Source organism: Marivirga sp. (assembly GCF_035704835.1).
GTDB lineage: Bacteria > Bacteroidota > Bacteroidia > Cytophagales > Cyclobacteriaceae > Marivirga.
Map to the genome: position 1 here is coordinate 1 of NZ_DASSWQ010000044.1, position 13,976 is coordinate 13,976.

The 13,976-nt window shown below is 35.1% G+C and carries 10 protein-coding genes; 5 read left to right on the top strand and 5 right to left on the bottom strand.

Features of this window, described 5'->3' with window-relative positions; all coding sequences use genetic code 11:
* The first annotated feature begins 178 nt into the window (after positions 1 to 178).
* The 3 genes from VFM92_RS06490 to VFM92_RS06500 all read left to right on the top strand — a co-directional run bounded on the left by VFM92_RS06490 (position 179) and on the right by VFM92_RS06500 (position 1,108).
* Positions 179 to 415 carry a hypothetical protein gene (locus tag VFM92_RS06490; protein WP_325121384.1) on the top strand — a complete coding sequence of 79 codons (237 nt, stop codon included), beginning with the start codon at positions 179 to 181 and terminating at the stop codon, positions 413 to 415.
* Positions 416 to 521: 106 nt separating this feature from the next.
* Positions 522 to 752 carry a DUF433 domain-containing protein gene (locus tag VFM92_RS06495; RefSeq protein WP_325121385.1) on the top strand — a complete coding sequence of 77 codons (231 nt, stop codon included), beginning with the start codon at positions 522 to 524 and terminating at the stop codon, positions 750 to 752.
* The gene (locus VFM92_RS06500; RefSeq protein WP_325121386.1) at positions 752 to 1,108 is read left to right on the top strand and encodes a DUF5615 family PIN-like protein; all 357 of its coding nucleotides are present in this window, start codon (positions 752 to 754) and stop codon (positions 1,106 to 1,108) included. Before VFM92_RS06495 ends, VFM92_RS06500 begins: the two co-directional genes overlap by 1 nt.
* Before the next feature lie 19 nt (positions 1,109 to 1,127).
* Here VFM92_RS06500 and VFM92_RS06505 read toward each other — a convergent pair whose 3' ends face one another.
* From VFM92_RS06505 to VFM92_RS06515, 3 genes are all read right to left on the bottom strand, one after another.
* Positions 1,128 to 1,721 (bottom strand): DUF6992 family protein, encoded by a 594-nt coding sequence (locus tag VFM92_RS06505; RefSeq protein WP_325121387.1) that lies wholly within the window; start codon positions 1,719 to 1,721, stop codon positions 1,128 to 1,130.
* A 44-nt stretch (positions 1,722 to 1,765) separates the two neighbouring features.
* Positions 1,766 to 2,392: a LysE family translocator gene (locus tag VFM92_RS06510; protein ID WP_325121388.1), complete on the bottom strand. Its 627-nt coding sequence runs from the start codon at positions 2,390 to 2,392 to the stop codon at positions 1,766 to 1,768.
* A gap of 98 nt (positions 2,393 to 2,490) precedes the next feature.
* Positions 2,491 to 4,047 carry a GH3 family domain-containing protein gene (locus VFM92_RS06515; RefSeq protein WP_325121389.1) on the bottom strand — a complete coding sequence of 519 codons (1,557 nt, stop codon included), beginning with the start codon at positions 4,045 to 4,047 and terminating at the stop codon, positions 2,491 to 2,493.
* Positions 4,048 to 4,165: 118 nt separating this feature from the next.
* Here VFM92_RS06515 and VFM92_RS06520 point away from each other — a divergent pair, with 118 nt between their 5' ends.
* Complete coding sequence (locus VFM92_RS06520) at positions 4,166 to 4,879, top strand: YggS family pyridoxal phosphate-dependent enzyme (RefSeq protein WP_325121408.1); 714 nt, start codon at positions 4,166 to 4,168, stop codon at positions 4,877 to 4,879.
* A gap of 114 nt (positions 4,880 to 4,993) precedes the next feature.
* On the opposite strand, the gene VFM92_RS06525 is transcribed toward VFM92_RS06520, so the two are convergent.
* A complete protein-coding gene (locus VFM92_RS06525; protein ID WP_325121390.1) occupies positions 4,994 to 7,291 on the bottom strand; it encodes an acyl-CoA dehydrogenase in 2,298 nt (765 codons plus the stop codon).
* 694 nt (positions 7,292 to 7,985) lie between these two features.
* On the bottom strand, positions 7,986 to 12,725 hold the full coding sequence (locus VFM92_RS06530; RefSeq protein WP_325121391.1) for a tetratricopeptide repeat protein: 4,740 nt from the start codon (positions 12,723 to 12,725) through the stop codon (positions 7,986 to 7,988).
* A gap of 141 nt (positions 12,726 to 12,866) precedes the next feature.
* Here VFM92_RS06530 and VFM92_RS06535 point away from each other — a divergent pair, with 141 nt between their 5' ends.
* Entirely contained in the window at positions 12,867 to 13,940 is a 1,074-nt protein-coding gene (locus tag VFM92_RS06535) for an isoaspartyl peptidase/L-asparaginase (RefSeq protein ID WP_325121392.1), read from the top strand.
* Positions 13,941 to 13,976 lie beyond the last annotated feature (36 nt).

Consider the following 13,976-nt stretch of genomic DNA (forward strand, 5'->3'; position numbering starts at 1 on the left):
AACAATAAAATAAGTCAATTCTTATCTGTTTTTTCAGTGTATCGGAAGTCTCTATCTATAACAGGACTTCAAAACAGAAATTATCCAGAAATGAGTCGTAATTTTAACTTTTATAAAAGGTAGTTGTGCAACAGCCACATCTCGCTTGTGCCAAAATCATTAAAAACAATCAATAATTATGAAGAGCAGTGCAGTAGTCCACGAATATTACAAAAGAGTTTTTGAAGATTATATGGTGTTAGTGCAAGTCAACCCATTAGATTTCAGTGGGCTTGAATTAATTGTTCATCCTGATAAGAAGCTGGAAAAAACCAAAATGCAATTTGATGAAGACATCAAAGAAGATTTGGAAGTGGATGAATTCAAACCAATTTCTGCATTAGAGTTTAATTTGTATTTAAAGGGACTGGCTTGAAGTTAAAGAAGATAGAAAAAATGTAATAATAGAAAGATAGTTCTGTCAGATTGCAACTTAATTAATTTTCAATTAGTTTAATTATTAGAATTTGATTTTCATTATCATGAAGGAGTTATTAAAAAGGATTACAATTGATCAAGAAATTTGTCATGGAAAACCTTGCATTAGAGGAATGAGATGGCCGGTTGAGGTTATCATTGATATGTTGGGGTCTGGGATGGCAAATGAGGAAATATTAGAAGACCACCCTGAGCTAGAGAAAGAAGACATCTTAGCTAGCTTAAATTTTGTAAATCTTTATTTGAAGGGACAGACAATAAAGGATGTTGCCTAATGAAATTTTTATGTGATGTCCACATATCATATAAAATAGTCAACACTTTAACATCATTAGGATTTGAAGCTATTCATGTCAATGAAGTTCTAAATAAATCTGAAACCAAAGATTCTGATATTTGTAGATTCGCTGATGAGAAAGATTATGCTGTAATTACTAAAGATTATGATTTCGAAGATTCTCACAGAGTCAAAAATACTCGAAGAAAACTTCTTAAAATAAATTTGGGTAATATTTCAAATCAATTACTGATTGAAATATTTGAAAAAAATATTGAGATACTTAAAACATTTGAATCAGAAAAATCATTTTTTATTGAGTTCAATAAAAATGGAATTACTCATAGACCATAAACTTAAGGAAATAATTTATTTACAACCCCAAGACAAGCCCAACCTGATTCGGCCCTAAATGAACATGCGATAAGAAATCTGAAATCTGACTGCTTTGTTTGCTATGGACAGTATGCAGTATAATATCAAAAACAAATAGAAAACTCCCTTGCAAAATCACAGATTTACCATAGCCTTTTAATCTTTCTGGTTTATTCGTGGTGTTTTTGGATCTTTCCATCAAATAAAATCCGCCCGCTATGTAGGCTAAATCTAGGCCTGCATTGAAAAGCAAAGTTTTTTGGAAACTGACTTGATCGTTTAATAAAGCTGAAGTGCTTTCTGGCATATCTCCCGTTGCTGTAAAATAATATCCAGCTCCTGCTATTCCTAAATTTACTACATTCCATATCAAATTCATTTCATGAAAATAGGCTGCTTGGCCAGAGGTTTGGCTACGACCTATAGCACCTGACACTATATTTCCAACTGCCCAGGTACCCAATATTGCCATACCTGTCTTTTTAATTTTTACATTTTTTTCATAGGCATTAGCTGGAGATAAATCTTGTGCAAAGCCATCAAAACTGAATAGAAATGCAGTTAAAAGGAGAGTGAGGAAAAACTTCTGCATGATTATGAAATTTTAAAATTTGTTAAATTAAAACCTGTCAGATTCTAATTATAATGCTCAAAGGCATGATAAAATAATCTCAGTGAAAATAGTATAAGTGCTACTCCCACAATTTTGTTCATAATATTTATCCTTTTAGCCGTTACCCATGCTCTTAATTTGTGAGAAAGCGCCACTTTTGAAAAGTCTGTAATAAGCAAAGTTCCGATTATAGAGGAGAAAAATACGACCACTTCGTTATGATTATACTCGTAACTTTTCGTTACAAGCGTCATAACTCCCAACCAATAAAGCAATACAAATGGATTAATACCATTCAATAAAAACCCTTTCGCAAACTGCTTGAAAAAATTATATTTTTGGGTTTTTACTTGATGTTCTTCTAATTTTTCAGCCTTTTTTCTCAAGCTTATGATGCCCGTAATAAAGATAATTAATCCACCTACAGCGCCCAACAAAAGTGAAACTGTATCATTATTTCGAAATAACCTAACACTGAAATACATTAAGAAGATATAGGCCGTATCAGCAACTGCAATGCCTGAAGCCATGTAAATGCCTGCCTTAAAACCTTTTATTATGCTGTTCTGAATAAGCGCAAAAAACACTGGTCCAAGCATTACGGCTAACAGTAGACCAAACAATACACCATTGGTGATAACTGAAATCATTCTATAAATTAGGTTGTTAAAAAGATCACAAAAATAAATCGCTACTAGATAAAAAATACCCAAAAGCTATTCTTTTGCCAATAATATTATAAAATTGCTCAATTCTGATTTCTTTCTGCCAGGTAATCTAACCATGCTTTTTGTTTATCTCCTTTCAAAACTCGAGGGAATTTATTTTGACCACCTACTTTTCCAATGTGTTCCATAAATTCTATAAATGTTTGATTAGGCAGTACTTTCACTCTTATATCTTTCAAAGCAGCAATTCTTTCGACCTTATAATCATCATTGAGTTCCCTAAGACGATTGTCAAGCTTATTTTTCAAAATAGCTTCATCAACATCAATACTGTCAGTACCAATGTACCAATCATGTCCAAATAGAAACCCATGTTTAACTCCCATAACTGTAAATTCTTTTAAAATAAATCCCATATCAACAGAAACATCTGATAAGGCTCTATTCATATTATCCACAGAAAGATGTTCACCACAAAGGCTTAAAAAATGTTTTGTTCTACCCGTAATCACAATTTGTGAGTCCGCTTTGGAAACAAACTTGATAGTATCACCTATCAAATAGCGCCATGCGCCAGAGCAAGTTGAAATTAATAATGCGTACTCCACATTTTCCTCCACCTCATTTATCATGAATGTTTCGGGATTCTCAACCATATTTCCATCCTCATCAAAATTCTTTTCCGTGAAAGGAATAAATTCATAAAAAATGCCATTATTAAGAACAAGACGCATACTGTTTACTCCTTGATCAGCCTGAAAAGCAATAAATCCTTCGGAGGCCAAATAAGTATCGATATAATTTATATCTCGACCCAATAATCGCTGAAATCCTTGTTTATAAGGCTCAAAAGCCACACCGCCATGGACATAAATCTCAAAATTCGGCCATATTTCATGAATATTTTTGAGATTATAGTGCTTTATGATCTTCTCTAATAGAATAGTAATCCAAGCTGGAACTCCTGCAATTATAGTGATATTCCAGTCTTTTGCTTTAAGCGTCATTTGCTCTAGCTTATCTTCCCAGTCTTTTTTTCGTGAAATAGTCTTACCCGGTTTGTAGAACCGCTGAAACCAAAATGGAATTCGAGAAGTGGTAATCCCACTTAAATCACCTTCGGCATAATTACCATTATCTTGCAAATCGGTGCTGCCCCCTACCATTAAAGTTCCCCCTTCAAAAACAGAAGACGGTAGTCCTTTATAACGGGAAAGGGATAATATTTGACGTACACTGGTTTTTTGTATGGCTTTAACCATTTCCAATGAAACTGGAATATGCTTCGAAGAAGCACCTGAAGTACCAGAGCTTAAAGCAAAATATTTGATGGCTCCGTGCCAAGTGACATCTTTTTCACCTTCTAAACATTTATGCCACCAATCTTCATACATTTTATTATAATCATGTACGGGCACCTGTGCTTTAAAATCTTCATAAAAACGTCTATTATCTTGAGTTTTTAGAGTTTGTAAAATCCCTGGAAAATCATAAGCCTTTCCAAATTGAGTATTTCGAGAGCCAATAATCAATTTCCGAAATTCTGTTTTTTGTAGCTCAAATGGTGGTGTATAATCTTGATCCAAACTCTCTCGAATTCGTATCCCTTGCTTAATTAGATTACCTAAAAGTGTCATTAATATTGTGGTTGATAATCAAAAGTTGAAAATTTAAACAATGTAAATACTTAAACCTTTAACTTTGAAATTAATTATTAATAAATAGTCCGATAGACAAATATATAAAAATAACTTTATCAAAAAGTTAGCATTTTCATTTAGTAAACAAAATCAAAAAACAATTTCAATGGGTATAGCGGAGAATTTATCAGAAGTTAAAGAATCTTTAGGCAATTGTCATTTGGTAGCAGTAAGCAAGACCAAACCTAATGCAGATCTGATGGAGGCTTACGAGGCTGGTCAAAGAGCATTAGGAGAAAATAAAGTTCAGGAATTAACCGATAAAGCCGAAGCTTTGCCAAAAGATATTGAGTGGCATATGATTGGACATTTACAGAGAAATAAGGTGAAGTATATTGCACCTTTTGTGCATTTAATTCACTCTGTAGATAGTGTTCGTTTATTGAAAGAAATCAATAAACAAGGTAAAAAAATAGATAGAATTGTGCCTGTTTTATTACAAATTCATATTGCCGAAGAGGAAAATAAATATGGTTTAGATGAACAAGAATTACATGAATTGCTCTCCTCTGAGGAATTTGGAGAAATGAATCATGTAGAAATTCAAGGTCTTATGGGAATGGCAACTTTCACTGATGATACTGAAAAAATAAGAAGAGAATTTAAAAGCCTAAAAGCCTTATTTGATAAAACTGCTGAAAAATATAATGATGAAAAACTAAATCTCAAGGAATTGTCAATGGGCATGAGTGGAGATTATGAAATCGCCATAGAAGAAGGTAGCACCATGGTGAGAATTGGAAGCAAAATTTTTGGGGAAAGAAATTAAATTAGACCTCAAAGGGCACTTCTGACCTTTCTTTTGGTAGAATTCAATATCATATTCAATAAAAAAGAGAAACATATTTTGATATTTCTCCTTTTCTCTGAAGACTTCAGCTTTTTAATCTAAAAAGGCGATCGGAGCTGAAAGTAGATTATCTGGAATCCCGAAAGCATCGGTTAAGCCTTTGGCATCTTGCCTGGTTTCCCAACATAATTGATTTACCATTTTACGGATAGCTTTAGTTTTTACACCTTCCAAATAGCCTTGTTCCAAATACCAACCTTTATTTTGTTCGATAGTATGGAGTGCATATAATGAACATAATTGCTTTAGGGAATTTTTGCACGCTTCATTTTGAGTGGTTTCGACAGCTAGCTGAAATTGCTCTAAAACTTTTCGCTCTATGTAAGACTGCCCAACATTTACCAGATGATGTTGTGCCACATTTACGGCATCAAATGAATCCATTCCTTCATCAACAAGCCTTTTAATGCGTTGTCCTGCAGAAGCCACTATTGCTCTTTCACGATATTTAAAAGCATTTAAATGGAATTCGAAATCCAACAGATGCTTTTCATCTGTGCTTCTTACAATAATGGGATTCTTTTCCGAAAAAGTGGTTTTAGCTTGCTTAGTTAAATAATTGAAAATGGTAGTGACATTCATATCTCCCATTTCCTTTTTAAATTCAGTCAATCTACTTTTGGCCACTAGCTGCATCAGGACAGTATTATCTCCTTCAAAAGTGGTATAAACATCTGTGTCATTCTTTAAATCATCAATTCTATTTTCTGACAAATATCCTTTTCCTCCACAGGCTTCTCTACATTCTTGAAGTGCTGTAGTAGTAAACCATGTTCCATAAGCCTTCATTCCTGCTGCAAGCGCTTCAATTTCCTGTCCTTCTTCTTCAGATTTTGTTAGAAAGCGATTGGTCAAATATTTTAGAGCAAAATGCAAGGCATAGCTTTTTGCTAATAATGGCATTAGCCTTCTTTGATGCATTCTGTAATTTAAAATAGGAACCTCTCCTCCACCTTCAGGGCCAAATTGTTTCCGCTGATTGGCATATCGAATCGCAATCGTTAAGCCTGATTTTGCGGCTGATAGGCCAGAACGAGGAATTCCAATTCTGCCTCCCACTAAGGTTCCTAGCATGGTAAAAAATCGCTTATTATCAGAAGAAATGGTGCTTTTGAAATTCCCATCTTCATCCACAGATGCAAATTTATCAAGCATATCTTCTTTAGGAATAATCACCTTATTAAAAGCAATTAATCCGTTATCTACTCCATTTAATCCCATTTTGTGGCCACAATCTTCAATCTCCACTCCGGGGTGTAATTCACCTTCTTTATTTCTTAAAGGCACTACAAAAGTATTAACTCCATAATCTTCTCCATCAATAATTAACTTTGCGAAAACGGTAGCTTTTTGTCCATGCAAAGCCGCATTTCCTATATATTCTTTTCTGGCTTTTTCATGAGGGGTATGGATTGTAAATGTTTTATCTTGATGATTGTAGGTAGCAGTGGTTTCTAATCCTCTCACATTAGAACCGTGATTTGTTTCTGTCATGGCAAAGCATCCTGGCAATTCTAATGAACCAATATCCTTCAAATACTTTTGATGGTGCTTTTCGGTTCCTAAGAAATACACACTCATTCCCCATAGCCCAAACTGCACTCCAAATTTTATAACCAGGCTTAAATCATGGTAACTCAAGGTTTCCATGATGGTGAAATACCCTTCCATATCACCCCTTCCCCCATAGTCCCTAGGGAAAGCCCATGAACCATAGCCTTCTTTTGCTAAAATTTTACACCATTCTAAAACTTGCTCTCTTTGGTCAGAAATATTTTCATGCTGATGATAGTCAAATTCTGGCTTGCTTAACGTATCCTTTACTTTTTGAATCAATTCCATTTTTGAGCCATCCAAAATCTCTTGCATGAGTTTCGGATCAAAAGAAGATTTGGATTCCTGCTTTGAAGTAATAGTGGAATGTCCATCTTGAAAACGGTAGGCTGCTTCATTAAATATTAAGCCTAGTTCTTTTTCTGCAATCTCAAAAGCCTCCTTATCACTCTCAGTGATTTTGAAATCGTGCCCATTTTGATGGGTTTTCACCAATTCTAATCCGAGTGTTGTAAGATTTTTAAGATTTTGAGGCTTTATAAACTGGATATGATTTCTCCAATTTTTTAGCTCTTGAGCTGATGGTTTTTGATTTGGATTTAGATATTCCTTCAATAAATCACTTTCTTCATCCTTTAGCCAAGATTGACTATCAACCAGCCTATTCATTACCTCAATATCACTTTTAGAAAGATTGAAATCTTCCCAAAGCGTATAATAAAGAGGTAAAAATATGTAAAGATTAGGATTTTGTGAAAATTGCTCGGAATTTAACATAGACTCTATTTAATGGATAAAATACATAAAGTTAACGCACGAAATGAGGCATAGTTTAAAAGTTGGCTGACTGAGGTGGTGTACTGAATGTTAGATACTCTAAATCCAGTCAGATTATTGACTGACCAGTTAGAATGCCAAGGTAAGAAGCCTTTAAGGCTAGGCACAACTTATATGTAAAACAGTGACTGACTAAATACGCGATTACTTTACACGATATTTCAACCTATTCACTAGTACATTAATAATAAAAAAGAATGTGAATACTAATGCGATTAAACCCAAATTAACACTGACAAATCCTAAATTAAAGCCAACTGCTTCACCAAGTTCATATGCAGCTGGAGCATTAATGTTAGAAATAATAGAATATATAAATGTTATCAAATAGGCTATTCCAAGAAAGCCAAATAGAATTCTAAGGAAATTAGTAAAGTTAAGGATGACCATAAAGCTTATAAATTTAGTTCAAAACTCTAAGTAATAAAAAACCTCAATCAATTACAAATATAGTTTCAGTAATAATCCTAAGCAAGAATCTATTTAATACGGAATATCTCTATCCGACATTTGTAGATTAAAACAATCTTTTAGAAAAGTCGACAAGCCTTTAACAGATGAATATATAATTATTCAATCCTGAATGTCTAAAATGATTGACTATCTTCAAACCCAATTCTAGACTCTTGATTTTCTATTCACAATACTGTCTTATATAATAATCAACACTTTGATCTCCCATATTCTTGGCTCTTTTCCAATCTTCACAAGCTTCCACTTCATTTTGAAGTTGATAATTAATATTTCCTCTAAGCTTGTAATAAGAAGCATCGTCTGCTTTGAGCTCTATTGCTTTATTAAGATCCTTTAAAGCTGGTTCATAATTTTCCAAAACAGCTTTTACATTTCCTCTGTAATAATATGCGGATGCATCTTCAGGATTTAACTGTACAACCTTATCATAATCTTGCAATGCACCTTCCCAATCTTCGATTTCTTCGCGGAGAATAGCTCTATTGTAATAAGCGTCTGTATTATCAGGGTCAAGTGTAATGGCTTTAGAATAATCCTCTGCAGCAAAGCGAACATCTCCTAAAAAAAGGTAACATTGTGCCCTATATAAATAGATAATTGAATTGGAAGGTTCGGCTTCTGCTGCACGGTTGAAATCATTCAATGCGGCTTGATAATCTTCTAACTCCAAATAAGCCCTACCTCTCTTGAAATAGGAATCCGATTTTATGACTTCTCCTTGGATAGCTCTTTCAAAATAAGAAACGGCTCCTACCCAATCTTCCAATGCATAATATGATTCCGCTTTGATATAGAATGCATTAGGATTTGCTTCACCCAAACCTTCTAATTTCTCTACATCTTCAATCACTCCAGCATAGTTTTTCATTTCATATCTTGCAATAGCCCTGTTTTCATATGCTTTACCATATTCACCATCCGTTGCAATGGCTTTATCATAATCCTCCAATGCCTGCTCAATATTACCACTGAGTTGTTTTGCTTTCCCTCTATTATTATAATATATCGCTTCATTTATTCCACCAGCTATAGCAATATTATAATCGTTTATAGCTCCAGTTAGGTCATCCAAACGGAATTTAGTATTTCCTCTCAAAGCATACGCCTCAAATAATTCTTTATCGGCTGAAATGGCCAAATTGAAATCTTCTAATGCTTTTTGCCAGTTATCTAAAGCATAATTGGTTTTGGCTCTTAAGAAATACAGTTGCTCTGCCTTGCTGCCCAATTCATCTGCTTTGTTAAAATCCGCTAATGCCAGTTCATATTCTTCTTTTTGAACATTAATTTCTCCTCTGTGATAATATGTTTCAGGATGCTTATCTCCAATGGTAACCGCCTGACTCAAGTCACTGTATGCTTTATCCAATTCTCCCAATTGATAATAAGCATTCCCTCTTCCATAAAAAACATCCGAAGATTGGTTTCCAGTCTGATAAGCCTGATTCATCAGTTCAATCGTTTTTTCAAAATTATCCAGATTGTAATACGACAATCCCATCCTCACGAATGTATTGTTATCAGTTTGAGCCAATGCAACTGAGCGAACAAAATCATCCAATGCTTCTTGATAAGATTCCATTTCAAAATGCGCATTTCCTCTATTCAAAATGGCTTGTCCATAATTTTCATCAACAGCAAGTGATTGGTTATAATCTTGAATGGCTTGTTCAAATTGCTCTAATTTAGCCTTAGCTTTTCCTCGGTTATTATAAATCACTTCATCTTTCTGACCCAGAGCAATTGCTTCGTCATAAGATTTTATGGCATCCTTAAATCTATCTTCTCGAAATAATATATTGGCATAATGATAATGGGTTTTCGGATTTTGAGTACCAAATCCTATTGCCCTCTGTAGAAATTTAGCTGCCTCCTCATATTGCTTTCCTTCGTAAAGCGCATTTCCTAAGTTCTCAATTACTGCTTTATCAGAAACACCTTTATCAACTGCCTTGGTCAATTGCTCCGCTGATTGCTTGAAATTCTCAAGTTTAAAAAAGGCATTCCCCATTTTGGCATATAAATCGCCTTCATTTATTCCTCCCTCTTCTGCTTTTTGAAAATCACTTACTGCTTGTCGATAGTCCTCTTTTTCATATAAAATATTCCCTTTGAAATAATAAAGCTCCGCATTTTTGATTCCTCCACTTATAGCAGCTTCCATATTTGCCAATGCTTTATCATATTGTTCAGTTTTGTAATAAGCTAAACCTAACATTTCAGCAACTTCGGGGCTTTTCTTCTCTGTTTTTCCCAAATCCGAAATAGCTGAAACATAATTTTCCTGTTGGTAATAGGCTGTTCCTCTATTCAATAAGGCTTGGTCATAATCGGGCTTTTCAGTTAAAGCCAAGTTGTAATCGGCAATTGCTTCTGAAATTTTTTCCTGAAGAAATTTAGCCTTACCCCTGTTGTTATAAATTACTGCATCTTTAGCACCTAAGCTGATTGCTTTGTCATAGGACTCTACTGCTTTTAAAAGGTTTTGCGCCCTAAAATATAAATCCCCCAAGGTAGAATAGACACTAATATTCTCACTTCCTTTTTCCGTTGCTTTTGATAAATCGGCTATTGCTTGCTCCGCAGATTTCAATTCATGATGTGCCAGTCCTCTCTTTTCATATAATGCAAGACTGTTCTCTCCTTGCTCTTCTGCCTTGGTTAAGGCATCTACCGCATTTTTGAAATTACCTAGTTCAAATTGGGATTGGCCTAAAGCAAAATAAACTGATTGATTAATAATGCCACCTTGAATAGCTGAATTAAGCGCTCTTGAAGCTTCTTCGTAATTCTCTACCTGAAAATAAGATTGCCCAATTAACTCATAGTTCTCCCCAGACCTATCTCCTGCCTGTAATGCCTGCTGGATGTTTTCAATGGCAGAATTAAAATCACTTTTATTATAATAAGCTTTTCCTAAGGCTGCGTATAATCCAGCTTCTTTCACTCCTGCATCTTTGGCTTTTTGTAAAGATGAAATGGCTCCGTCCCAATTTTTATCTGCTACAGCAAGATATCCTTTATAGAGAAATAATTTGTCTCCAGATGCACCTGCCGACATAGCTCTTTCAATATTGATTTTAGCTTCTTGCGTATTTCCTGCCTCATATAAAAGAACCGCATATTGCTCGAAAACATCAGGAGATTTCGCTCCCGCAGCAATGGCTTTTTTGAAATAGGCTATTGCGCCTTCATTCCTACTTAACTTTTGGCTAGCAAGAGCTGCATTTTTGAAAAGGCTGCTGTCAGTCACTTCAAATGAAATTGCTCGTTCCAGATTTTGCAAAGCATCCTCATAAGTACCTTTTTCAAATTGAGCAGTTCCTAATAATTGGAATATTTCACCATCATTCGCTCCTCTTTGTACGGCTGCATTAAAATCAGCGATAGCCTTATCCTTATTACTCACCTCCAAATGAGAAATTCCTCTTTTCTTGTAAACTTCCGCTTCATTTTTACCTGCATTTATGGCTTTATCAAAATTCGTAATGGCAGATGAATAATTTTCGGTATTAAAATGAGCTTCTGCTAATTGCAAAAAGATATCTGCATCATTTGTACCCGCTTGTATAGCTTTTTCAAAATCCGTAATAGCGTTCTCCCAATCTTCAGTTTTGAAATAAGCTGCCCCCCTATTTTCCAGAGCCGTTTGATAATCGGCTTTTAAACCTAAAGAAGTCGTATAATCTTCAATTGCAGCTTCAAATTTTTCTGTCAGGAATTTGGCTTTACCTCTATTGTTGAAAAGTATTTCTGATTCATAACCCAATTTTTCTGCTTGGTCATAAGCGGCTATCGCTTCAGCATAAGCATTATTTTTAAAATGTGCATTTCCCAAATAGTAGCTGACCTGCGGGTCTTCATATTTCAATTCCACAGCTTTCTCCAAATCTGGAATAGCCTGACCCAATTGGTCTAGTTCATAATGTGCAATTCCTTTATATGCATGCCATTTGGCTTCATTTACTTTTTCCTCTTGTCCTTGCGCGAAATCATTGATTGCTTCTGTATATTTTTTCTGTTCGTAATAGGCAAATGCTCTAATGGAATAAGCTCTGGGACTCGATTTTATTTTAAAGGCGTTCGTTAAATTACTGATGGTTTTATCGTAATTATCGGCTTCAAAGGCAGAAAATCCAGCCATTTTCCAAGCAAATTCATCTTTAGGGTTTTTGTTGGTGAATTCTTCAAAAGCATTTAAAGCAGTAGACCACTCTTCATTTGCATAAGCATTCAAAGCAGATAGTAGATGTCCGTTTGCACTAATCCTTTGGGTGAAATTTGAAAATCCGTTGGTGATAGAATTCGCTTTCTCCAATCGGCCTAAGTCGATTACTACTGCACCATTAACTCCAAAAGCTTCATTAAGAATTAATCCGGTCATATCATTTCCTGACAGAACCACGGCCCCAATAGCTGATTTACTTAAATTACCGGGAATTGTGGAAAACTGACCGTAGCCTTCAATTTCCGCTGATGTAGAAATTTGGACATCACTGCTTTCTGTTTTTTGAATATCTGTAGTCTTTAATAATCTTAGAGAGCTTCCTTCTTCAAATTCGCCAGCTTTGATGGAGACCTTTTGAAATTTGGTGCTCAAATTATTGTCCACTGCAAATTTCACTAATCCACTGGCGGGGTCATGGGCATTAAAAGTAGAAATATTGTGCACCGTGCTGTCTTGCGTAAAAACTTTTGCACTAGTAGCTCCAATGAATAAGTTTTGGTGCGTGGCTCCCGTTCCTTGAGCATCTAAGATAATAGCCGTTCCTTGTTGCAAAGGCTGTCCTGAATTATCATAAGTCTGCACAAAATACAAACTCTGCTCCGCCTGTGAAAAAGCAAAAAGTGAACAAAAAACGAAAATGACTGTCAATATATTCTTGTAGAATTTCAGCATAAATCAATGATTTAAAAAGATTGACGAAAATTATTGAATTTTTGGCGCTTATGGAAGAAAATAACCGCTTTAGTTATTCATCTTGGTAAAAGAGGTTCAGTTGAGTATATTGGATTCAAATTTAAATATCCCATAAAAATTATGAAAAAGACTTACCAATACTACTTAGCTATTTTATTCTTCTTTGTTTTCACAGCGTGTGATTCAACTACTAAAGATGCCACAGAAGAAAAAGAAATAAAAACAGAAGAAAAAGAAGTAAAGCAAGGTCCTATCAGTTTAGTAATTCATGGAGGTGCTGGAACTATCAAGCGTGAAAATATGACTGATGAGCAGGATGCTGAATATAGAGCCAAATTATCAGAAGCTTTAGAAGCAGGATATGCCAAATTAGAATCAGGTGCTCCTGCAATGGATGCCGTAATCGCTGCTATTCAGATTATGGAAGAATCACCTCTTTTCAATGCTGGGGTTGGAGCCGTATTTACAAATGAAGGTAAAAATGAGCTGGACGCGGCCGTAATGGAGGGGAAAACGAGAAATGCTGGTGCTGTTGCTGGTGTTTCCACGATTAAAAGCCCAATTTTAGCCGCACTTTCTGTAATGGAAAACAGTCCACATGTGATGATGTCAGGAAAGGGTGCTGAACAATTTGCAGCAGAGCAAGGTTTAGAAATTGTTGACCCAGCATATTTCTTTACGCAAAATCGATATGATGCTTTACAAAGAGTCAAGCAAAGAGAAGAAGAAGATGGAAGAAGTGCAGCATTATTTGAATTTCCTGATAGCAAATTTGGAACAGTAGGTTGCGTAGCTTTGGATAAAGACGGAAATATCGCAGCAGGAACGTCCACTGGTGGGATGACTAATAAAAGGTATGGAAGAATTGGGGATGCACCAATCATTGCAGCAGGAACTTATGCAGACAATGAAACCTGTGGCGTTTCAGCAACAGGTCATGGTGAATATTTTATTCGCGCTGTTGTAGCTTACGATGTAGCAGCCAAAATGAAATATGCAGGAATGAGTTTGGAAGAAGCATCAAATAAAATCGTATATGAAGAATTGGTTGACTTTGGTGGTTCAGGAGGTTTTATAGCTTTAGACCGAGCTGGAAACATATCGATGCCATTCAATACTTCTGGAATGTATCGTGGTTATATGAATGAAAAAAGCTCTCCTAAGGTATTTATCTACAAAGACGAAAAAGAGTAAAACTTTCAAAAACATACTATTTCTACAGCCATGTCT

Coding starts and splice junctions, on each gene's coding strand:
- VFM92_RS06490 (WP_325121384.1), top strand. CDS start 179: ATGAAGAGCAGTGCAGTAGTCCACGAATATTACAAAAGAGTTTTTGAA.
- VFM92_RS06495 (WP_325121385.1), top strand. CDS start 522: ATGAAGGAGTTATTAAAAAGGATTACAATTGATCAAGAAATTTGTCAT.
- VFM92_RS06500 (WP_325121386.1), top strand. CDS start 752: ATGAAATTTTTATGTGATGTCCACATATCATATAAAATAGTCAACACT.
- VFM92_RS06505 (WP_325121387.1), bottom strand. CDS start 1,721: ATGCAGAAGTTTTTCCTCACTCTCCTTTTAACTGCATTTCTATTCAGT.
- VFM92_RS06510 (WP_325121388.1), bottom strand. CDS start 2,392: ATGATTTCAGTTATCACCAATGGTGTATTGTTTGGTCTACTGTTAGCC.
- VFM92_RS06515 (WP_325121389.1), bottom strand. CDS start 4,047: ATGACACTTTTAGGTAATCTAATTAAGCAAGGGATACGAATTCGAGAG.
- VFM92_RS06525 (WP_325121390.1), bottom strand. CDS start 7,291: ATGTTAAATTCCGAGCAATTTTCACAAAATCCTAATCTTTACATATTT.
- VFM92_RS06530 (WP_325121391.1), bottom strand. CDS start 12,725: ATGCTGAAATTCTACAAGAATATATTGACAGTCATTTTCGTTTTTTGT.
- VFM92_RS06535 (WP_325121392.1), top strand. CDS start 12,867: ATGAAAAAGACTTACCAATACTACTTAGCTATTTTATTCTTCTTTGTT.